Raw genomic sequence first — 21,823 nt, 5'->3', positions numbered from 1 at the left:
CCGAATTCCCAATTGGATGCGGATTTAAAAAAAATTCCTCTATGGTAAGTAGGAGGAATTCAATAACGATGGTTCAAGCAAAGCCTTGTGCCATCTGCCTCGGCGAATGCCGAGAGGCTATTTAATTCTTAGGAGGTATTTTAAGTTGAGAAAAAGAAAAATCCGGCAAAAAATATTATCGGTCCTTTTGACGGCTATATTTTTCTTGAGCACCGTTATATCAATTAACGTATCAACTGCAAATGCTGTTACTCCGGACGACCTGAAAGATGTTGATGAGCTTATCGTCAAGTTTCAGAAACTGAGCACTCAGCAGGTAAACGACGCTCTGGCGATTGGCCAGAGGATCATTGTCCAAAGCGACTCAATACCGGAAATCCTTAACCCCCATCAAAAACTCCTGCTCAATAATTTGGGTTTGACCAATGCACAGGTTGAAAGCGCTTATAACAGCGTGATGAGTCAGCTAAATACTGAAGAAAAAATCAACGATTTAAAAAGTGGCGATTTGACGAAGCTGGCCAATTTTATCAATACGGTTGAAGGCAGCTTTGAGCAAGATTTAAAGGATACTCTGGTGGCGAAAGGCCTTACTGCTTCTAATATCATTAAAACTGTATTGGATGTTGCGAAGTTGACCTTTGATCCTTTTGATAAAATCCCCAAAGCAGATCTGCAGAAAATTTTAAAAGATGATTTGGGAATAGCTTCTTCGACTGCGGCCCGCTATGGATTAAACTGGGGAAATGTTGAAAAACTCAGGAAGGCACTGACCGCTGAAGAGATCACTAAGCTCGAAAATATTCTTAATACCATTAGAGATTTAAATGATAACGCCGACCTGAGCGGACTGACTGTAAGCGCAGGCTCATTGGATCCGGTCTTTGCGCCGGATACCGTCAAGTATACGGTTATCGTGGGCAGCGACGTTAACGGGTTTACCGTCACCCCAACCACGGCTGACGCCAATGCTACGGTGAAGGTTGAAAAAAAGCTTGTCCAAAGTGGGACCGCGTCGGAGACTATTTCTTTCAAAGGGAATTCCAGAAAGGTTAAAGTTACTGTTACGGTAACCGCTCCAAGCGGTGCTGAAAAAAATTACACCTTGACAGTACTCAAGCCTAAGAAGGAAAAACCAAAGAAAAGCGATGAAACCATAGAGGTATGCGCTGACGAACCGGTAGTCATTACTGTTCCCCGGGAGGTAAGCGGAGCCAAAATAAAGGCGAAAGATTTGGCAGGCGGCACCGCCACTTTACCGTTCGTACAGGCTCAGGTGGCAACCTCCTTTGGCACCATTTCCCTCCAGATTCCTGACGATACGAAAATAACCGGTCCGGCCGGCTGGGACGGCACTATTACCCTGCCTATAGTCAAGGCGAACGACAGTGTCAGCATAAGCAACGGCAACGTCAGCATGGTGGTGGAAGTAGGCCTGCCTGACGCGGTCCAGACCTTTGATAAGGGGGTCAGGCTGCTTCTACCGGGGCAAAAAGGGAAATCAGCCGCTTACCAAAGGGGTAATAGTAGCAACCCTGTAACCATTACCAGGACGATAAGCGCCGACTCCCAGACGGTGGCCGATGCTGAATTGCCGGCAGAAGGGGATGGCAAAATAAACGTCGGGTCCGACCTGGTACTCTGGACCAAGCACTTCACCCAATTTATTGCATACACACCCGCAGGTGGCGGCGGCGGTAGCGGCGGCGGAGGCGGAGGCGGCGCTGGTGGCGGCGGTACCCCGGCCGTACCGGATGTAACCGCCATTAGCGACTCCGACCTGGATGCGGCTATAGAAGCTGCCGGTTCCAGCGGAATAATTTCGCTTGAAGCTGATTCGCATGGCAAAATCGGCTTTACCATCGCTCAGTTGGATAAGGTGGCTTTGACGGGTAAACAAATCGAGGTAAAAGCTTCGGAGGTAACCTTTACCCTGGAGGCGGAAGCCTTAAAAGCCCCGGATCTAAACCTTACCGAGATATCCGTTATTCAAATCGGCGCGGCTAAGCTTGATTCCGCTGCCGCCAAAGAGATTGTCGATAAGGCCGTATACGGTGGGCAAGACAATGTTGCCGGCGACATTTTCAGCCTTGACGCAGTGGCTGTAACGGAAGACGACACCCAGCAAGATATCGAAAAGTTCAACGGGTCGGTAAAGGTTGCCCTGCCGGTACCGGCATCCGCCCGGGATGCCGCCTCCAATGGGGAGCTGCGGGCCGGCCGGTTTAATGAGGAAAAAGGCGCCTGGGACATTGTTTCCGGCCAATATGACGCGACCGGCGGCACCTTCACATTTGAAACCGATAAATTCAGCAAGTGGGCGCTGCTGACCCCCGCCCCGCCCTCCGACCTGACCCCCAAACCGCCGGTCTTCTCCGACATCGCCGGCCACTGGGCCCAAAAGGATATCGAGTTCATGGCGGCCCACGGTTACGTCAAGGGTATGGGCGACGGCACCTTTGCCCCGGATGCAATGGTAACCAGGGCAGAGTTTGCCACCCTGCTGGTGAACGAACTGCAGCTGAAAAATGAAGGAGCCATCACCTTCCTGGATGTGCCGGAAGACGCCTGGTATTATAGCTTCGTGGCCAGTGCCTCTGCCGCCGGGTTAATCAAGGGCTATAATGACGAACAATTCGGACCGGAAGACAGCATTACCCGGGAACAAATGGCAGCCATGATCGCCAGGGCGCTGCAATACCAAGGAAAACAGAAAAATACCGAAGATACCGGTGCTCTAATGGACAAGTTTGCCGATAAAGACTTGATTTCCGGCTGGGCCGCAGAACCGGTAGCCCAGGTGGTAAACCAGGAAATCATCAAGGGGCGCCTGAGTGCCGATGGAACTCTTCTGTTTGCTCCCCAGGACAACGCCACCAGGGCGGAAGCAACAGCCATGCTCAAACGATTACTGGGTTTGTTATAGCTTGTATATAAGTAAGCAGTCATGGGCAAGATTGAGCCTGCGGGTAAAATCTTGCCCGGCTTTTCTTCTCACTGCAATATAATTTTGGGGGTAGAGCATTGTTTAAGTTGAGTCTAAAATTTTTACAGATCTGTTCTATTGTTTCGTTGTTCCTCTTTCTAGGAGCCGGCGCTTCATTTGCCCAGCCGCCGGATATTCAGGGACACTGGGCGGAGAAACAAATTAACGGCTGGATTGATAAAGGCTTCGCCAGGGGATATCCGGACGGGTCATTTAAACCCGACTATAGCATTACAAGGGCAGAGTTTATCACCCTGGTGAATAAATCCTTTGGCTTGACAGGTAACGCCCCGGCTCATTTTACCGATGTTTCGTCAACTGACTGGTTTTTTAAAGATGTTTGCAGCGCCATGGCGGCCGGGTATATTTCGGGCTATGAGGATGGCACTTTGAGACCCGACAATGAAATCAGCCGCCAGGAAGTAGCCGTAATTCTATCCAGACTGTTAAAACTAAAAATCCCTGAAAACGCCAATGCGGTGAGCAGGTTAAAAGACCTGGCCAGCATTCCCCAATGGAGCAGGGGACCCGTAAATGCGGTTGTGGCGAACGGGTACATGGCGGGGTACCCCGACCAGACATATCAGCCCGAAAAATTCATCACGCGGGCGGAAGCCATCGTCACCCTGGAGCGAGCCGCGGGAGAGGCAACAAAAGCTGCATTTTTTGACCAAGCCGGGACCTACGGGCCGGAGCAGGGCATAAATACGATCGATGGCAATGTGGTTGTCAGCGCCGCAGGAGTCACTTTGCAGAATACTGCCATTAATGGGCGCCTTGCTTTAACGGAGGATATCGGCGAAGGCAATGTTTCCCTGAAAAATGTTACGGTAAAAGGAAGCACTACCATTAAAGGCGGAGGAACCAACAGCATTACCCTTGAGGATTGTACCTTAGGTACCGTAACGGTTAACAAAAGTAACGGCAACGTGAGAGTAGTCGCTTTGGGGAACACGTCTGTCGGCGAAGTGGAACTGGATTCGGGAGCCGGGCTGGAGGAATCCGGGCTTGCCGGAAATGGGTTTGGCGGTATAACTATTGCCGGAATCGTTCCGGCAAATGCGGTAATAGTATTAAAGGGAAATTTTCAATCTGTTGAGATAGCGTCACCCAAAATTACTGTTCAATTGGCCAGCGGGTCGGTCACCGGGCTGATTGTCGGGGAAGACGCCGCGGGAGCTACTGTAAACGTGGCCGGCGGGGCAGAGGTATCCACCTTAACCCTGAATGCGGCGGCAACGGTGACAGGACAGGGAACTGTGGAAACAGCCCGGGTGCATGCCGACGGGGTAACGATGCAGCAGTCGCCCGGCAACATTTTGGTCTCGAATGGAATCACCGCAACGATAGCGAATAAAGTGGTGACCCAATCAATGCCTGCCGGCTCGCAGGCATCGGGTGGGGGCGGCTCCCCCGGCAGTGATAGCAGCGCTCCCATAATCACTGCCGCCACAATTACAGTTGGCGGTCAAACGAGGAATGTGGCGATTAGCGACGGTAGGAACGGCAGCGTTGACTTATCCGGCCTTGATGGGGCATTGCCCATAACCGGGGGAACAATCAATGTTTCGAAGATGTCAACTCTAAGACTAATAGTTGAAAATATTCCGCTGACTCAAAAACTAAGTGCAGGTAACAATCAACTGGAAGTGATCAGCATCCTTAGTCAGTTTGGCAGTAAGGGGATGAATTTAGATAATTTTAGACAGCTGTTTGGCAATCCGGTAGTCTTAAGGGGAACATTAACAGACGGCAGCGGCAATTCGTCGGCTGTCTCATTAACCATTACCCTGCCTTAGGAAGTGTTGGCTTGGATAAGGAGCGGCTCCGGCCGCCCACAGGCAATTCTCTATGGTTTAGGTTCATCAGTCGCGCCTAAAACCGCGCGGAAATCAAGTCCGTACTTGGGCCCCAACTGCAAGAGGAGATTAACCTCCTTCTGGTTTAACTTGCCGAGGAGGATGCTTTTTGCCTGTTCGATTTCTTCCCTGGTCATGGTTTTGCTTGCCAGGCTGGTGAGAGTGGATAGTTCTGCAGGACTGAATTTCATCATAACCGGAATAAGTGTTTTTATATCGTCCGCTTCGGGCGTCCTGATTGCCAGGGAGGTTGCTTTGACGTAAGCGTCTCTGGAGGATTGCGCATCGACCTTATCCGAGGGAACAACATCCGTAATCAGCCCGGACGGCACGGTATTGTCAGTTTCGGATGGACCCTTTTTTAAGTTGTTGACGCTGAAAAAAATAAAGGTTGCTGTCATTAAGGCCAGCACTAAAGCCAGCACCGAAATTCCCACTATAGTTTTCTTCCCCACAATTCTTCTCCCCTTTTCTCAGCAAGCTCTTTTGGATACTTGACCTGTTTTATTTTAACATATTAAGCAAATTGAGTCATGGCAAATTCAGACAATATTTTGTAAGAAGTTGACATGGTTTTGCTGCTTTTAGACGGTGATTATATTTTAAAATTGTTTTATTAATAAAAATACCTTTTAAGTATCGTTACTTAAAAGGTTGATAAAAATGCAAGTGTTGTTACTGCAGGCTTTCCGAGGCAAATTCCTTGGTTAATTTGTTCAGAGCCTTTTTCTCGATACGTGACACATATGATCGTGATATGCCCAGGTTTCTGGCGATTTCCCGCTGGGTTTGCCGCGCGCCGTTCTCCAGCCCGAATCTCAACTCCAGCACTTTCTTTTCCCGGCGCGTCAAATGGCTCACTTTTTCCCGGAGACGTTTTTGCTCAAATCTGTTTTCCACAGTTTCCGCCACAATCTCAGGATGTGTGCCCAGAATGTCTACCAGGGTAATCTCGTTGCCTTCTTTATCGACCCCAATGGGGTCGTAGAGGGATATTTCAGCCTTGACTTTTTTTATATACCGCAGGTGCATAAGGATTTCAATCTCAATAACAAAGCCCGGCAGATAGATTTGGGTTTCTCGGGCCGAACTTATGGTATAATTAACCAAGAAGTCCCAGCGCAAACAGTTGGCCCGGGGGAAGGAAAAAATGCAGGCAGTTCTGGAATGTTTAAAGAAAACGCCAGTCTTGAGGAATAACGACATATTTATTTTGCGTGATTATATCCGCAAAAAATATCCCGGCTCCGGCAGCCATGAACGGGCAAATATTCTGGCGGATGCCGTCCGCAAAATAATTGACAGGCATCTTCAAGAGTTTAATGAAAGATACAGGTCTCAAATTAGGGGCAGCTTATTACAAAAAGCAGTTTCCACAAATCATTACACTATTAACGACGACGATATCTTTAAGACCTGCATTGCCATTCAAAACTATGAGGAAGATTATACGGAGGCGCTTACCCGGTGGGTTAATGGCCGGCAGGAAATTCCCGTTTCCAGGGAAACTCTGCGCAAATTCGTCGACAAAGTGCGCCGGTATGCCGGCGATATAGTGCAGCATGATTGGAGTCTCATCCTGGAGTGCTTGCATAATGTTGAGTTTGAACCGGAAAATTTTCATCCTTTGCCAAAGCCGGCTCTGCCCCAAATTGGAGCCTGGTTATTGAAACGAGTTGCCGGAGTATGCCGGCGTGCTTCCGGGGCTTGGTTGAAAAATAAGTCCTGCCAGGTCATGACTGCCATCCTCCTTATATCTATAGCCGTTTCGTTGCAGCCTCTAAATATTTTGCCGCTTTCTTTTCGTCAGATGATAGTATCCAATAACACAACAAATAAGGCGCATCAGCCCACAACGCAACTGGAAATTCGTCCGGAGGATCTGCTGTACCAGGAAGTCAATACTGCAAAATTAAGGCAGTCGCTGCTTAAAAGAAATTCAATCCTGGCGGAAGAGCCATATTTCTCGGTCATTGTCCAGTCAGCCAAAGAATTTAACGTCAACCCCATTTTCCTTTTTGCCATAACGGGGCAGGAACAGTCTTTTGTGCCCAGGCAGGACAAGGAAGCTGTCGCAATCGCCAACAACCCCTTCAATGTTTATCATAGCTGGACTGAGTACAACACAAGCATTCAGGATTCAGCCAGGATAGCGTCGAAAACCATATCAAATTTACTTTGGACAAAACCGGAAGCAATGGATGCCTTAACCTGGATCAACCGGCATTATGCTGAAGATGATCATTGGCGGGACGGGGTCGGCTGGATTTTTCAAGATCTTTGCCGGGAAATAAATGGGTAAGGATAAACAGGCAATTGGGCCATTTTGTGGGGCGGATGTTGAAAAAATATTCAAAAAAAGGATAAATTGTTTTTTTAACGTATTATTTATATAAACAGGCGAAGGAGGATTTATATCATGAAGAGATGTTTGTCATTTTTATTGTCCCTGGTTTTTATTCTATCATGCCTTATTATGGCAGGCTGCGGGGGGAACAAGAAGGAAAACGGCAGTCAGCCAACCAGTCAGCAAACTGCTGCCAATGAAGAATCTGCCGCAAGTCTTTTCGCCAAGGGCAAGAAAATCGAGGGTTTATCTTTTGACTACAGCATGACATCAAAGGACGCTGTTATGAGCGGGAAAATGTGGATTGAAGGAGAAAAAGTGAAAAGTGAATCCACGGCAGAGGGTAAAAAAACCATTACTATCATTGACGGCAGTGCGTTTTACACTTATTATCCCGATGAAAACACAGCGATGAAAATGGCTCTGGAAAAACAAGACAATCAACAATCGGTGAATCCTTTCGAATATAGCGCGGACGTAGATACGGCTCCGGATAAATACGAGATCCTGGAAACGACGGTTTACGATGGAGTAAAGTGTAAGGTTATTGCCGTTACAAGCGCTGATGGAAAGGAAACTACGAAAATGTGGGTGCGGGAGGATTACGGCATCCCTGTCCGCCTGGAGGTAACAGGCGCCGACGGCAACAAGATGGTTATTGAATATAAAAATATGACAGTAGGAAAACAACCGGCGAACACCTTCCAGCTGCCGGCCGGTGTGGCTGTAACCGATATGAGCGAAATGCTGAATAATTTACCTAAAGTACCCGGCGCCGGACAGTAAACAAGACGCAGAAAAGCTGCTTGAGGTTAGACCTCAGGCGGTTTTTCTTTTTAAGTGATTATCAATATGTCGCTTTGCCTTTTAATGAAGACGTTGAGATTCATTAACCTACCTTTAATGGCTTGCCCCAAAAAATGCTGGATTTATTCGCGCCTACCGTCTTCTTTTCTTGTTTTGCAGGAATTTCTGCATATCGGCAACGTCAATAAAACGAAATCGAAATTTTTTTGATATTATTTTTTATGGTAGTTTTAGGACAATCCCGAAGCGGCGTAGTATTTAGCGAAGGGAGCGGGGTGGAATGAGCGCCGTTAGTGGGAAAATAGAAAATAAAAAAGAAAAAGGAGAGCCGCTTGTCACTGTTAGAGTGGTCTGCTCAGAAGGCGGCGGCGGTCTGAAGGACGCCTACCGCTTGCTTGCGGGAAAAGTCCGGCGGGAACTGGAGGCGAGAAACCGTTGCACGCGGCAATCTATGTCCGGGTGAGCACAGAGGACCAGGCGCGGCACGGTTATTCCCTGTCCGAACAGCGGGAAGCCTGCCGCAGCCGCGCCCTGTTACTGGGGGCGTCAGTAACAACTGAATACGCTGATGAAGGAATCACCGGTAAAATAATGGACAGGCCCGGCCTTTCACTCTTAAGGGAAGCGGTAAGGAATTGCCAGGTGGACGTGATTATCGTGCGCGACCCTGACCGGTTATCCAGAAAGCTGGTCCAGCAGCTGCTTTTGACTGAAGAATTTGAAAAGGCCGGCGTCCGGCTGGAATTTTTGGACTTTACTTGGCAGGATACGCCTGAAGGCAGGCTTTTCTATTCTATCCGCGGAGCCATCGCCGAGTACGAGCGGGAAAAGATCCGGGACCGCATGTGCAGGGGTAAAACCCAAAAAGCGAGGCAGGGCGGGATCCCGGTTGGATTTTACGCTTTCGGCTACTCCTACAGCCAGGAGACCGGGGTTGTGTCTGTAAATGAGAGCGAAGCGGCGGTAGTAAAAGATATATTCTCCTGGTTCGTCAGTGAGGACATAGGGATAAACGGAGTGGCCCGGCGCTTGAATCAAGCCGGCGTCCCGACCAGAAAGAGGAAAGGCGGGTGGCACCGGAATGTAATCCGCCAGATATTAATCAATCCTGTCTACATCGGACTTTGGCGGTATAAAGATGTGTTTATACCAGTTCCTTCTTTGATAGAAGAAGAAGTTTGGTCCAAGACGCAGCAAAAACTGAAAGATGCCCGCCGCTTGTGGGCCGGTAAAGGAAGGCACAGTTATTTGCTGTCAGGCCTAATTACCTGCTCTGATTGTGAGAACACCATGACCGGTGTCTATGCCACCTGGTGGGGCAAGAAGGAACGCCGCTACACTTGCCGGAAAAATCATCAGGGCGCGAAAAATGCAGGATGTCATCCGCCTAAGGCCGTACAGGCCCGTGCCATTGAAAACGTGGTCTGGAAAGAGGTTTGCGCCTGGCTGCAAGACTCGGACGCCCTGGCGCGGGAAGCAATGGCCAACATTAATTGCCACGAAGGAACGCGCAGGGAGTTGGAGCGCGTGGAGAAACACCTGGGAGATCTGGTTAAAGGCCGGGAGGCTGTGTTGGACGCTCTTTCTACCGGGCTGTTTGAGCTGGATGTCAGGACCAAAGCCAAACTTGCCAGCCTGAAGGGACGGCAGGAGAGACTTGAGAAACGCAAGCAAGAGCTGGAAGTCGCCTTGCGGGAGATGGAAAAGTACAGTGCCGGATTGGAGGAAACCCGGGCACTGGCTGAAGGAGTATTGGCCGGGCTGGATAAACTGAAGTTTGAAGAAAAGAAAGCGTTGGTAAGGACTTTGGTGGCGCGGGTCGCGGTGTCCGGCCGCGGCAGACCCGGTAGCAAGGGCTTGCACGACATTCAAATAATAATATCGGCAAAACTGACGGAACAAGAGATTAGTTCCAGTTTTTCCGGTTCAACCCGCTAGTTATTGTTATCGGGATTTCATTCTCAATACATCTTGCCGCGTAGGTTGCCAGCCGGGTCCCTTTACCGGGGTTGAAGGTGTTAATCGCCTTAATCAAACCGATTGTACCAATGGATATCAAGTCTTCCGAATCTTCTCCGGTGCTGTCGAACTTCTTGACGACATGTGCCACCAAGCGTAAATTCCTCTCAGCGAGGACATTGCGCGCTTCTTCGTCGCCACCGCTTAATAGCCGGAGGTACTTTAGCTCTTCTTCCTCAGACAGCGGCTGCGGAAAGGAATTGTTAGCGATGTAAGAGACGAGCAGCAGGAGACCGTTGACCAGAGATACCACGGTCAAAGCCCAGAGACCAGATAGCATCTACATTTATCCCTCCTAATTCGTTTGATGATTCACGCATATAAAATAATAATATGATTCCGGTGGCGGTAATGGTGCAAGTCCTCGTAAAAATTGTTTAATTGTTTAAATAAAGGTTTTTTTGTCCGGCCGGAGAAGCAATAATAATATGGTGGCTTTTTATACCGCCCGGAGATTATAATGGTAGTAACCTGTTCTTGTTGGATTTAGTTGTTTTAGCAGTCGGGCATGGGTAAAATATAGATATTGGTTTTTTACTCTATTTATCGCATAATGGAAGGATGCAGGGATAAGATGATTCAAGCTACAGGAGTGATTCTGGCCGGCGGGAAAAGCGTTCGCATGGGCACTGATAAGGCGTTTCTGAAAGTAGGGCGGCAAGGTATGCTTGAACACATAGCCGGTGAATTTAAAAAGGTGTTTTCCGAGGTTTTAATTTCCGGGGGCAGCATGGAAACAGGCCGGAACCTCGGGCTGAGAGTTGTCGCCGACCTCATTAAAGGCAATGTCCCGCTGTGCGGCATCCATGCCGCGCTTCACGCGGCATTACATGAGAAGATCCTGGTCGTTGCCTGCGATATGCCTTTCATCACCGCGGAACTGGCGGGCTTTATGATCAGGCAATTGGAAGGATACGATGTCGCCGTGCCGAGTTACGGAATTTACCGGCAGCCTCTGTTTGCCGCTTACAGCCGGAGCTGTCTGTCGGCCATTGAAAAATCGTTATCGGCGGACAGATACAAAACAGATGATTTTTATTCTCTTGTAAAGGTAAATTATGTAAGCATGGAAAGTTTATGTCCGGATATCGATATTAAAACTGTCTATTTCAATGTCAATACACCGGCGGATTTGCATAAGGCGAGAGAGATGGCCGACAAGGATGGAGAAAGGTAGAGCGGGGCTTGTTGAAATTATTATATCCAAAAATTTACGTGTCATCGATTACCGATATTCAAATTGAATGGCTGAAAGAGCTGGGGATAAAGGGAGTCCTTTTCGATTTGGACAATACTATTATCCGGAGGGATTCGTATCAGTTTCCCCCGGAGGTTTCCGGGTATATTTGCGAGCTGCGCCGGCATGGTTTCAAAGTGGGCATTATTTCCAACAACAGGCGTAAACGCGTGGTGGCCATCGCCGGGTTGCTGGAGGTTCCTTCGGTTCACCGCGCGGTTAAACCGTGGGTTAAACCGTTCCGGCGGGCTATGAGAATGTTGGGAACCTCTCCTGAAGAAACCGCGCTGGTTGGCGACCAGATATTTACCGATATTTTAGGCGGGAATCTGGCAGGTTTGCACACTATATTGGTTGTTCCAATGGAAGGCAAGGATTTCTGGGGTTCGAGGCTGATTTGCCGCCCTTTGGAAAAGCTTGTGCTGGCCAGGCTGAGCAAGTACAAAGAGGTTGTCTATGTTGACCGGGATTAGCGGCCGGACAAAAGTATGCGGTATTTACGGCTGTCCCGTGGAACATTCTTTTTCCCCGGTGATGCATAACGCTGCTTTTAACGCGCTTGAGCTTGATTTTGTATACGTGCCTTTTCTGGTTGAACCCGCCTGTCTTCCGGCAGCGGTGGCAGCGGTTAGAGCCTTGGGGCTGGCGGGAGTAAACGTAACTATTCCACATAAACAAGCCGTGCTGCCCCTGTTAGATGAAGTTACCGAAGAAGCCCGCTTGATCGGCGCGGTCAATACGATTGTCAACAAGGCGGGGCGCCTGCTCGGTGATAATACTGACGGGAGAGGGTTTTTGCGGGCTTTGCTGGAACAGGCCGGATTCAACCCCGCCGGTAAGACGGCGCTGATCCTGGGTGCGGGCGGCGCGGCGCGGGCCGTGGCGGTCCAGTTGGTCCTGGCCGGAGCGAGGAAGGTGTTTTTGGCCAATCGCTCAAGAGAGCGGGCGGAAGCGCTGGCCGGGCTGCTGGTGGAAAACGCGGGGCCGGCGGCCGCCGAAGTGGTCGCATGGCCCGGGAGCGGAAAAAAACCAGATCCGCCTGAAACGCCGCCGGCCGATCTGGTGGTGCAGACCACGCCGGTGGGGATGTATCCGGATGAAGGCTCGTCTATTTCGCTGCCCTTTTCCTCGTTTAGTCCGGGGCAGGTAGTCTGCGATCTGGTATACAATCCCGCGGAAACCCTTTTCATGAAACGCGCCGTGCAAGCCGGCGCGGTTGCTTTGAACGGTCTGGGCATGCTCTTATACCAAGGTGTCCTGTCTTTTGAAATGTGGACCGGTAAAGCGGCTCCGGTTGAGGTAATGAGGGAAAGCTTGCTAAAATGCTTGCAATGGAGGATTTGAATTGTTGAGGTATCTTACCGCGGGAGAATCGCACGGCGCGGTTCTCACCGCGATTATTGAGGGCATGCCGGCCGGTCTGTCCTTGGCCGGTGATTACATCAACAGACAGCTGGCCCGCCGCCAGGGAGGGTACGGCCGCGGCGCCAGGATGAAAATTGAGAGCGACACAGTGCGTTTCCTGTCAGGGGTGCGCGGCGGTCTGACTCTTGGCAGCCCGATCACCCTTCAGGTGGAGAACAAAGATTGGGACAACTGGTCCGGGGTGATGTCGCCGGAACCGGACGGGCGTGTGGGAGAACGGGTGGTCACACGGCCGCGGCCGGGCCACGCCGACCTCGCGGGAGCTATGAAATACCGGCATGGAGATATCCGCAATGTGCTGGAGCGCTCCAGCGCCAGGGAAACTGCCGCCAGGGTGGCGGTGGGCAGTGTGGCCCGGCGGCTCCTGGAAGAGTTGGGGATCAAAATTGTCGGACGGGTAGTGAGGATTGGCGGTACGGAGGCTGTGGCGGGAAGCCTCGACATGGAGGAGCTGGCAGCTGAAATGGCCGGTTCGCAGCTCCAGTGCGCGGACCCTGACGCGGAGCAGCGAATGATCGCTGAAATCGATCAGGCCCGCAAGGCAGGCGACACGCTCGGCGGCATCTTTGAAATTAATGCTTACGGTGTTCCGGCCGGTTTGGGCAGTTACGCGCAATGGGACCGGAAACTGGACGGCCGCCTGGCTGCCGCCGTCATGAGTATTCAGGCCGTGAAAGGCGTGGAGATTGGGCTGGGGTTTGCGGCGGCGGGGCAGGCGGGTTCGTTGGTGCAAGACGAAATTTTTTACGGGCAAGACAGGGGATTCTACCGCATGACCAACCGCGCCGGGGGTATTGAGGGCGGTGTGACAAATGGGGAGGTTGTGGTGCTGCGTGCAGCGATGAAACCGATACCGACACTATACCGGCCTTTGCGCAGTATTGACCTAATCACCAAGGAGCCTGTGGAAGCGTCAGTGGAGCGTTCCGACATCTGCGCCGTTCCCGCCGCCTGCGTGATTGGCGAGGCGGTGGTGGCCTGGGAAATCGCCGCGGCATGTGTGGAAAAGTGCGGAGGCGACAGCCTGGCGGAATTAAAGGACAATTGGCATAACTACCTGTTGTATCAAAGGCAGGTGTAGTGTTTATTGAAAAATATTGTTTTAATCGGGTTCATGGGAACAGGCAAGTCGACGGTGGGCCGCCGCTTGGCGCACCGGCTCAATCGAAAGTTTATTGATACCGATACGGAAATTGAGAGTATTACCGGTAAAACTGTGACACAGATTTTTGCCCGGCACGGTGTGGTTCGTTTTCGTTCTGAGGAAGCGCTTCTGGTAAAAAAACTTGCTCTGCAAGAAGGACTGGTCATATCAACCGGCGGGGGAATGGTATTGGACCCGGAAAACGTCCGCCTTCTGAAAAGCAACGGCGTTTTGATCGGTCTTAAGGCCATGCCGGAAGTTATTTTCAACAGATTAAAAAAAAAGAAGAACCGCCCCCTGCTTGCTAAAGGCGACTTGAAAGAACAGATTGAGAATTTGTTAATGGAGCGCCGGAACGTTTACGATGTGGCTGACTATACGGTGGACACCGGCGAGTTTCCCCAGGAGAAAGTTGTGGAAATGATTGTTGCGTATCTCAAGGAAAAGCAGGAGCTGTGAAGCATGGAAATTATTAAAGTTGATCTGGGCGCCAGGAGTTACCCGATCTATATCGGCGCCGGCATAATAAAAGAGCTGGGGAATTGCTTGAAAGCCCTGCCTGTGGGGGAAAAAGCGCTGTTGATCACCAATTGCACCGTCAGAAGCCTATACGGAACGCATGCTGAGAAAAGCCTCAAGGAAGCCGGTTTTCACGTGGCTTTTGGAGTGATTGGCGATGGGGAGCAGAATAAAACATTGGCCACGGCCGGGCACCTTTACGATTTGGCTTTTGACATAGGGCTTGACCGAAAAAGCCCGGTGGTTGTTCTGGGCGGCGGGGTGACCGGAGACGTGGCGGGTTTTGTCGCGGCCACTTACCTGCGCGGAGTGCCTTTTATCCAGGTGCCGACTACGCTGCTGGCCCAGGTGGACAGCAGTGTCGGCGGCAAAGTGGCGGTAAACCACCCCAGGGGTAAAAATATGATCGGGGCTTTTTATCAGCCCGGTTTCGTATTAGCCGATGTAGCCTTGTTAAAGACCCTGCCTCCACGTGAATTGCGGTCGGGACTGGCCGAAGTGGTCAAGTACGGTGTTATTTGGAGCGAAGATTTTTTTGCCTGGCTGGAAGAAAACATCGAGGCGCTGCTGGCAGGTGACACCGAGGCGCTTATTCATGTGGTCCGGGAGTCCTGCCGGATTAAGGCGGCAGTGGTGGAGCAAGATGAAACCGAGGGTGGCCTTAGGGCTATCCTGAATTACGGGCACACTTTCGGCCACGCCGTCGAGACTCTGACCGGCTACGGCAGGTACACGCACGGTGAAGCGGTGGGCATAGGCATGGCGGCCGCCGCCCGGCTGGCTGCGGCGCTCGGGCTATTAAGCGTTTCCGCTCTCGGCCGGATCGAAGCGCTAATCCGCCGCGCGGGTCTGGCGCTGGAAATGCCCAGGAACCTTACGCCAAAAGACCTTGTCGATAGTTTTCATCACGATAAAAAAGCTGCCGGCGGGCGTCTGGCGTTTGTTCTTCCCTTGAGTATCGGCAAAGTGTCGGTAAATAAGGATTTAAGCGCTGAGGTGATTGAGAAGCACCTGAATCAAGCACCGTGATTTGATTAAACAGGGGCAGTTCAACTGCCCCTTGCCGCTAACGAACTATCCAGTTGCTGCCGCTGTTGTTGTCCCAGTGGTCGGCGGAGTCCTTGAAGCAAAAATTCACCTTGTCGCTTTTCATTCTGATGTTCTTTTCCCATCCCCGGTAAGTTCTATTCATTTTGTCAGTGCTTGAATCCATCCAGTGGTCGCCGAAACCGTAATGCAAAAATACCTGGTCGGCGCCTGATTTCGCCAGAAGGCCGTTATAGCAGATGGTAATATCATTGCTATAATCACTGGCTTTTACTTCCACGCCTTTTTGAAAGTCGTTCCAACCTTTTGCCATCATTTAAGTCCCCCCATGTATATATTTAGTGAAACTATTATTTATCTTGCCTTTTAACAAGCTTTTTATTACCGTATATTAATGTCAAATCGGTTTGCAAGCTTAATACAGTCATATTATTCATAAAATTTATAACAATCTGAATTTTTAAGCGGAAGGAATTATGGGTTATTATGTAGAATAATGATCCATTATTAGTACCCCGTGACACTTTTATAATGTCATCGTTACTACTCTCAAACGTACGGTGGATGACATGGGTAATATAGTATCGCCAAAGAGGTAAAAATGGACGATAAAGCAGCAGTAAAGAATTCCTTGATTCTCGTGGTGGACGACTCTAAATATATGCGGTTTAAACTGCGTCAGATTCTGGAAAACGATGGCTATAATGTTATTGACGCGGAGAACGGGGTGCAGGCGCTGTCCGCCTTTAGACATTACCGGCCGCAGATTGTTTTGATGGACTGCATGATGCCGGTAATGGATGGTTTTACCGCCTGCACCCGGCTGCAGGAGCTCCCCGGCGGAGATCGCGTACCGGTAATCATGATTACCAAGCTGGATGATGATAAAGACGTTGACATGGCTTTCAAAGCGGGGGCTACCGACTATATAACGAAACCTATTCAATGGGCGGTTCTGCGTCATCGCGTGCGGCGGATGATGTATACCAGGCACGCCGAGGCTTCGCTTGAGCAGAGCGAGGCGTTCAACCGGACGCTGGTGGACCATGCGCTTGACGGTATCATTACCATCGACGCGGGCGGTGTCGTTCAGTCTTTTAATCCTGCCTCGGAACGTATCTTCGGCTACGGGTGCAGGGATGTCCTCGGACGGGACATTAACCTGCTCATGCCGGAATTCAGTAAAGAATTCGACGCCTGCTTCTCCGGCGGCCAACTCACCGGGAGATACCAGCGCGCCGGCGCGATCAGGGAAATTTCCGGACGTAGAAAAGACGGCTCCGCGCGAACCATAGAATTAACAATAAGTGAATTTTATTTTGACGAGCAGCGGTTGTTTACCGTTATCCTGCGCGATATCACCAAGCGGAAGCGGTCGGAAGAGGCCTTGCGTGAGAGTGAGGAGCGCCACCGCACACTTGCCGAAAACACTTATGATCTAATCAGTGAGATAGACTGTGATGAACGTTATTTGTACCTGAGTCCGAACTACCGGGATGTCTTGGGCTTTGCACCCGGTGAACTGATCGGCAGAAAAGTTGCCGATCAGGTTTATCATGAGGATTGTCCCGCTGTCAAAGCGTCATTCAGGAGAGTTTTTGAGCATAGGACCATAGAACAGGTTATCTTTAGATTTATTCATAAGAGCGGGGAGCTGCGCTGGTTTGAGAGCACGGGAAAAACATACCGGACCGCCACCGGCGAGAGCAGGGTGGTATTTGTTTCAAGAGACATCACGGAAAGACAGCGTTATGAGGAAACGATCCGGCACCAGGCTTTTCACGACGCTTTAACCGGTCTGCCCAACCGGATGCTTTTCAAGGACCGTCTTGCTTTGGAAATAGCCCGCGCAAAGCGCAATAAGCAAATGCTGGCGGTGCTGTTTCTCGACCTGGACCGGTTTAAACTGGTAAACGATACGCTGGGGCACGATATGGGGGACCAGATGCTGAAAATTATCGCCAGGCGGCTGGTCGGATATGTGCGTGAAGACGATACTGTGGCAAGATTGGGAGGCGACGAGTTTACCGTGCTGTTGCCGGAAATACTTCAGGCGGAAAACGCGGTTAAGGTCGCCCGGAAAATTCTCCGGGCCATCAGAGAACCGGTGCATATCGGCGTTCACGAGCTTTATATCTCCACGAGTATTGGTATAGCCCTCTATCCAAACGACGGTGAAGATGCCGAGAGCTTGCTGAAAAATGCCGACACCGCGATGTACAGGGCCAAAGAAAACGGCAAGAATAACTACCAGCTTTATACTGCGGCCATGAACGCCAAAGCCTTTGAACGGCTGGCTATGGAAAACGGCTTGCGCCGCGCGCTGGATCGCAATGAGTTTGTGGTTTATTACCAGCCCAAGGTAAACATGAATACGGGAAAGATAATCGGCATGGAAGCTTTGGTACGCTGGCAGATTCCCGGGCGAGGACTGATCCTGCCGGGGGATTTTATCCCCCTGGCGGAAGATACCGGGTTGATTGTACCGATAGGCGAATGGGTATTGCGCACCGCTTGCGCTCAAAACAAGACCTGGCAGGACGCGGGCCTGCCCCCTTTGCGCGTGGCGGTAAACCTTTCGGCGCGCCAGTTTCAATTGCAAAATTTAGTTGAAGTAGTGTCACGGATATTGCGGGAAACCGGCCTGGAACCACGCTGGCTGGAATTGGAAATAACTGAAAGTGTGGCCATGCAAAACGCCGAATATACCGTAAAAATGCTTCACGAATTAAAGGATATGGGTATTCAATTGGCCATAGACGACTTCGGCACGGGTTATTCCTCGCTTAATTATTTAAAACGTTTCCCTATCAACAAATTAAAAATCGACAAGTCTTTTGTCAGTGAAATAGGTACCGAACAGGATAATGAGGCGATTGCTTCAACAGTGATCGTGCTCGGACAAAGCCTCAAGCTCGGAGTGGTGGCGGAAGGCGTGGAGACCGAAGCGCAGTACGACTTTTTGAGACAGCATCAATGTGATGAAATGCAGGGTTATCTTTTCGGAAAGCCTGTTCCGCCCGATCGATTTGAAGAAATGATTCGCAGGAAAAGCACGCTGTGACTTTGTCAATAAAATTTTAGGCAAGCCTTATGGGATGTTTATAGAAAAGGAGTCAGGAGTCAGAATAAGAGAAAGCGAGGACATTTGAGATTAGGTTAGTCAAAGAAACAGGCTGGTACAAACCAGCCTGTTTCTTTGAGTTGTATAAAAATTATGCTAAAATAGTAACTGTCTTGAATTATTCTGAATTCTGACTCCTGAATACCGTCAGATTATTATGACCTACGGAGGTAAAAATGATTAATCCGGTTGCCTTTTATATCGGGCCTTTGCCTATTTACTGGTATGGCGTTATTATGACCACCGCCTTCATCATCGGCGCGGCGCTGGCTTATCGCCTGGCTGCGGAGAGCCGGCTCGATTCCGACCATGTGCTTAATCTGTTGATTTATATCATACCGGCCGCGATAATTGGCGCGAGATTGTATTACGTTCTTTTTCGCTGGGAGGATTACAGCTACAATCTACTTGAAATATTCGCCGTCCGGCACGGCGGTCTGGCCATTCACGGCGGCCTGTTGGGAGGAGTCCTGGCAGGTTTCCTTTATGTGAGAAAACATAACCTGAATTTTTGGCGATGGGGAGATGTTTTGGCGCCGTCCGTTATTCTCGGACAGGCGATTGGCCGCTGGGGCAATTTCATTAACCAGGAGGCTTTCGGCGGTCCGGTTGCCAGGGAGTTTATCAGCCGGTTTCCCGGTTTTATTCAAAAGCAGATGTTTATCAACGGTCAATACTACCATCCGGCTTTTTTATACGAATCATTATGGAACCTGCTAGTTTTTATTTTTTTAATGATTTACCGCAGGCGGGCAGAATTGCCTGGTCAAATCCTGCTGGCCTACATCGCCTTGTATTCCGCCGGCCGCTTTTTTATCGAAGGAATGCGTACCGACAGCCTGATGCTGGGACCGTTCCGGGCGGCCCAAGTGGTCAGTTTAATCTTAATTGCCGCGGCAATCGGATTATATGTCAGAAAAAAACAAGAAAAACATAATATTCGGCAGGAGGAGAATAATAAATAATAACAGGTACTCAGGAGTCAGAATTCAGGATAAAACTCAAGGAGATTCTTTTATTCTGACTTCTGACTCCTGACTACTGACGAATGGAGGGTTGAAGATTTTGATTTCCGGTCTTTTCGAGCACAGGGGAAGCGCGTTGCTGTCACGCGAGCAGGCTTCTTTTTTTATCCGGGACGCCCAGAACGGCACTGTGGAAATGGGCAAACTGCTTCAACAGATAGCTTCTGCCGGCCATCCCGATATTTCTCAACAATGCGCCCGGCTTTTGCAGCTTAACGATCAAGTGGGCGATGTTCTGCAGCAGGTGCAAAAATCCTTGAAATAACTTGAAATAAGTCGACGCGCCGGCCAGTTATATTTGACAAGATTAGAATAAACAAGTAAACTAGACCTTTAGCATAACTGTCGTAACTATAGGCGGGTTATATAGAGGTCTTTTTGTTTCGATTATCGCCGGGCAGGGAGAGGATTCAGTTGCTGGTTTTTCTAGGCGCGGTATTAATGGTGGTATTAGCGGAAATGGGCGATAAAACACAATTGCTGGCGATGGCGTTTGCCACTCGGTTTCCGGCCAGGACCGTCCTCTGGGGGGTGCTTGTCGCCACGCTGCTCAACCACGCTTTGGCAGTCGCTCTGGGGACTTACCTGGGAGCGTCGTTCAATATGAAAGCCATCCAGGTAATTGCCTCTGCCTCATTTATATTATTCGGCTTATGGACGATTAACGGGGATCATTTAAGCGGCGAGGAGAAAAGAACAACTTCATGGGGACCGGTGGCGACGGTGGGGGTCGGCTTCTTTTTCGCGGAAATGGGTGATAAGACCCAGTTGGCTACCGTCGCGCTGGCGGCAAAATACAACGCCCCGGTGGCGACTCTCATAGGCACGACGACCGGCATGCTGATCGCGGACGCCATCGGGATTTATATCGGGGTTCTGGCGGGTAAAAGAATCCCGGAGAAGTTCATAAAATGGATTTCGGCATTGATATTTATCGCTTTCGGCTATATCGGTTTGTATGCATCCGTGCCGCGCGAATTTATTACCGCGCCCTATGTCGGCGGGCTTATCTTATTAACTGTTCTCGCTATATGGATAACCGCGAAAGCAGGCAGGTCCCGCTAATTTTTTTCAGGTTTTGCAATGTTTTGCAATATTGAGGCATTCCTTATTATATACATCTAAAACATACCGGTTCTTCCTACGATAACTATCGCAACAAAAGCTATTCAATCCACTGTCCACGTGGTATAATATCAATGCTTGACCCGGCAATCCCAGTGATGCAATATGCTTAATTTTGGCAGTGATAATTTGATGGGGTTTTTGTAGAATATCGGGTAATAGGGCATCTTTGTCTGAAGATTAAGGACAAGCTTGAGGAGACGAATTCTAGTAGGCAGATCTAATGAATGTAATTTTGCAGTTATGTATGCAATGATGCATTATCTGGTGACGGTAAGGAACGGCTCCGGGTTAATTTACAGGCACAAATCGCCTGGCATGGTTATTGCATATTTAAATATGCCAGGTGTATTTTGTATTTTGTGATAAGGAAGGGGGTTTTCTGGAACAATATTAGCAGTGGGCGGTTTATTTCCGCTGAAGTAGTTGTTTTAGAGATGAAGGGTTTATTGAGGGTAAAGATTGAAAGAATTTATTAAAAACAAACTGAAAGGAGTTCTTTATCATGAGTGTAGCTGTTAACGCCCCGATGGCTGGTAAACTGATTTCTGTCGATGTGAAGGTAGGCGACGCGGTTAAAAAAGGCGATCCCGTTGCTACTGTTGAAGCCATGAAAATGCTTATTAAAGTATTTGCCCCGTCCGACGGAACTGTCGCTTCGATTGACGCTGAACCCAATACAAACGTTGATCCGGCCAAAGCGATTATTACGCTGGGATAATTTTTATTCGATTTTGTTTGGACAAAGGGAAATGGTGCCGGTCGTCACTGGAGTTGCTTTATTTCAGGCAAACCCTTGAAGGCGGCCGTCAACATTATTATTTTTATTCGTTAATTGTATACTGTATAAATGCAGAATTTCTTGTTGGTTATATTTGCATGATAGTTTACAAAAATATGAAAGGGGGCAAGTAAAAGTGTTGGAAACATCTATTCAAATTGCCCTGATGTCTTACGGTATGTTGGCCGTAATCGGTTTTGTAGTAGCTTTTCTGATCAAGGGAATGTCTATATTTTTGAAAGCAAAATAATCATAGGCTCTCGGCATTAGATGGGAGGAATCATTAAATCTGGAATAAAGCAACTGGAAATTCTGGCATGCCAGGCTAAAAAGACTGTCCTTTTCACGACATTCCTAAAAATGGGCATGGCAAAGAAG

Annotated in this window: 21 protein-coding genes; 17 read left to right on the top strand and 4 right to left on the bottom strand. The window is 49.6% G+C overall.

Annotation, left to right across the window (positions count from 1 at the left end; all coding sequences use genetic code 11):
- Positions 1–145: 145 nt before the first annotated feature.
- Both L9W92_RS16835 and L9W92_RS16830 read left to right on the top strand, forming a co-directional pair.
- Positions 146–2,926 (top strand): S-layer homology domain-containing protein, encoded by a 2,781-nt coding sequence (locus L9W92_RS16835; protein ID WP_240084902.1) that lies wholly within the window; start codon positions 146–148, stop codon positions 2,924–2,926.
- Between the two features lie 98 nt (positions 2,927–3,024).
- Entirely contained in the window at positions 3,025–4,785 is a 1,761-nt protein-coding gene (locus L9W92_RS16830) for an S-layer homology domain-containing protein (protein ID WP_240084901.1), read from the top strand.
- Positions 4,786–4,835: 50 nt separating this feature from the next.
- Here L9W92_RS16830 and L9W92_RS16825 read toward each other — a convergent pair whose 3' ends face one another.
- Complete coding sequence (locus tag L9W92_RS16825; protein WP_240084900.1) at positions 4,836–5,300, bottom strand: hypothetical protein; 465 nt, start codon at positions 5,298–5,300, stop codon at positions 4,836–4,838.
- 220 nt (positions 5,301–5,520) lie between these two features.
- Positions 5,521–5,970, bottom strand: a complete 450-nt coding sequence (locus tag L9W92_RS16820; protein WP_312038120.1) for a sigma-70 family RNA polymerase sigma factor — start codon at positions 5,968–5,970, stop codon at positions 5,521–5,523.
- A 25-nt stretch (positions 5,971–5,995) separates the two neighbouring features.
- On the opposite strand from L9W92_RS16820, the gene L9W92_RS16815 reads away from it, so the two are divergent.
- The 4 genes from L9W92_RS16815 (at position 5,996) to L9W92_RS16800 (ending at position 9,937) form a co-directional block, all read left to right on the top strand.
- A complete protein-coding gene (locus L9W92_RS16815; RefSeq protein WP_240084899.1) occupies positions 5,996–7,147 on the top strand; it encodes a hypothetical protein in 1,152 nt (383 codons plus the stop codon).
- 117 nt (positions 7,148–7,264) lie between these two features.
- Complete coding sequence (locus L9W92_RS16810) at positions 7,265–7,978, top strand: LolA family protein (protein WP_240084898.1); 714 nt, start codon at positions 7,265–7,267, stop codon at positions 7,976–7,978.
- A 301-nt stretch (positions 7,979–8,279) separates the two neighbouring features.
- Positions 8,280–8,462, top strand: a complete 183-nt coding sequence (locus L9W92_RS16805; protein ID WP_240084897.1) for a hypothetical protein — start codon at positions 8,280–8,282, stop codon at positions 8,460–8,462.
- Entirely contained in the window at positions 8,435–9,937 is a 1,503-nt protein-coding gene (locus L9W92_RS16800) for a recombinase family protein (RefSeq protein WP_240084896.1), read from the top strand. Before L9W92_RS16805 ends, L9W92_RS16800 begins: the two co-directional genes overlap by 28 nt.
- Here L9W92_RS16800 and L9W92_RS16795 read toward each other — a convergent pair.
- Positions 9,906–10,298 (bottom strand): sigma-70 family RNA polymerase sigma factor, encoded by a 393-nt coding sequence (locus L9W92_RS16795; protein ID WP_240084895.1) that lies wholly within the window; start codon positions 10,296–10,298, stop codon positions 9,906–9,908. The two genes, L9W92_RS16800 and L9W92_RS16795, sit on opposite strands and share 32 nt — an antisense overlap.
- A 294-nt stretch (positions 10,299–10,592) precedes the next feature.
- Here L9W92_RS16795 and mobA point away from each other — a divergent pair, with 294 nt between their 5' ends.
- Genes mobA through aroB form a run of 6 tightly spaced genes read left to right on the top strand, consistent with a single transcriptional unit; the run spans position 10,593 to position 15,372 of the window.
- Positions 10,593–11,195, top strand: a complete 603-nt coding sequence (gene mobA / locus L9W92_RS16790) for a molybdenum cofactor guanylyltransferase (RefSeq protein ID WP_240084894.1) — start codon at positions 10,593–10,595, stop codon at positions 11,193–11,195.
- A gap of 8 nt (positions 11,196–11,203) precedes the next feature.
- Positions 11,204–11,728: a YqeG family HAD IIIA-type phosphatase gene (locus L9W92_RS16785; RefSeq protein ID WP_248286096.1), complete on the top strand. Its 525-nt coding sequence runs from the start codon at positions 11,204–11,206 to the stop codon at positions 11,726–11,728.
- Positions 11,712–12,599, top strand: coding sequence for a shikimate dehydrogenase (gene aroE / locus L9W92_RS16780; protein ID WP_240084892.1), 888 nt, complete (start codon positions 11,712–11,714; stop codon positions 12,597–12,599). The genes L9W92_RS16785 and aroE overlap by 17 nt, the downstream gene beginning before the upstream one ends.
- 1 nt (position 12,600) lies before the next feature.
- On the top strand, positions 12,601–13,761 hold the full coding sequence (aroC, locus tag L9W92_RS16775; protein WP_282442399.1) for a chorismate synthase: 1,161 nt from the start codon (positions 12,601–12,603) through the stop codon (positions 13,759–13,761).
- Between the two features lie 6 nt (positions 13,762–13,767).
- Positions 13,768–14,283: a shikimate kinase gene (locus L9W92_RS16770; protein WP_240084891.1), complete on the top strand. Its 516-nt coding sequence runs from the start codon at positions 13,768–13,770 to the stop codon at positions 14,281–14,283.
- A gap of 3 nt (positions 14,284–14,286) precedes the next feature.
- Positions 14,287–15,372: a 3-dehydroquinate synthase gene (gene aroB / locus L9W92_RS16765; protein ID WP_240084890.1), complete on the top strand. Its 1,086-nt coding sequence runs from the start codon at positions 14,287–14,289 to the stop codon at positions 15,370–15,372.
- A 37-nt stretch (positions 15,373–15,409) separates the two neighbouring features.
- Here the strand turns inward: aroB and L9W92_RS16760 are convergent, their stop codons facing one another.
- Positions 15,410–15,706 carry a carbohydrate-binding protein gene (locus L9W92_RS16760; protein WP_240084889.1) on the bottom strand — a complete coding sequence of 99 codons (297 nt, stop codon included), beginning with the start codon at positions 15,704–15,706 and terminating at the stop codon, positions 15,410–15,412.
- Between the two features lie 285 nt (positions 15,707–15,991).
- On the opposite strand from L9W92_RS16760, the gene L9W92_RS16755 reads away from it, so the two are divergent.
- The 5 genes from L9W92_RS16755 to L9W92_RS16735 all read left to right on the top strand — a co-directional run bounded on the left by L9W92_RS16755 (position 15,992) and on the right by L9W92_RS16735 (position 21,385).
- Complete coding sequence (locus L9W92_RS16755; RefSeq protein WP_240084888.1) at positions 15,992–18,454, top strand: two-component system response regulator; 2,463 nt, start codon at positions 15,992–15,994, stop codon at positions 18,452–18,454.
- Between the two features lie 239 nt (positions 18,455–18,693).
- On the top strand, positions 18,694–19,479 hold the full coding sequence (gene lgt, locus L9W92_RS16750) for a prolipoprotein diacylglyceryl transferase (RefSeq protein WP_240084904.1): 786 nt from the start codon (positions 18,694–18,696) through the stop codon (positions 19,477–19,479).
- Positions 19,480–19,570: 91 nt separating this feature from the next.
- Positions 19,571–19,804: a hypothetical protein gene (locus tag L9W92_RS16745; RefSeq protein ID WP_240084887.1), complete on the top strand. Its 234-nt coding sequence runs from the start codon at positions 19,571–19,573 to the stop codon at positions 19,802–19,804.
- Positions 19,805–19,917: 113 nt separating this feature from the next.
- Positions 19,918–20,604, top strand: a complete 687-nt coding sequence (locus L9W92_RS16740) for a TMEM165/GDT1 family protein (RefSeq protein WP_312038119.1) — start codon at positions 19,918–19,920, stop codon at positions 20,602–20,604.
- Positions 20,605–21,169: 565 nt separating this feature from the next.
- Positions 21,170–21,385 (top strand): acyl-CoA carboxylase biotin carboxyl carrier protein subunit, encoded by a 216-nt coding sequence (locus L9W92_RS16735; protein WP_240084886.1) that lies wholly within the window; start codon positions 21,170–21,172, stop codon positions 21,383–21,385.
- Positions 21,386–21,823 lie beyond the last annotated feature (438 nt).

It is taken from the genome of Pelotomaculum terephthalicicum JT (assembly GCF_022410535.1).
GTDB lineage: Bacteria > Bacillota > Desulfotomaculia > Desulfotomaculales > Pelotomaculaceae > Pelotomaculum_D > Pelotomaculum_D terephthalicicum.
This window is presented reverse-complemented; position numbering and strand designations above follow the sequence as displayed.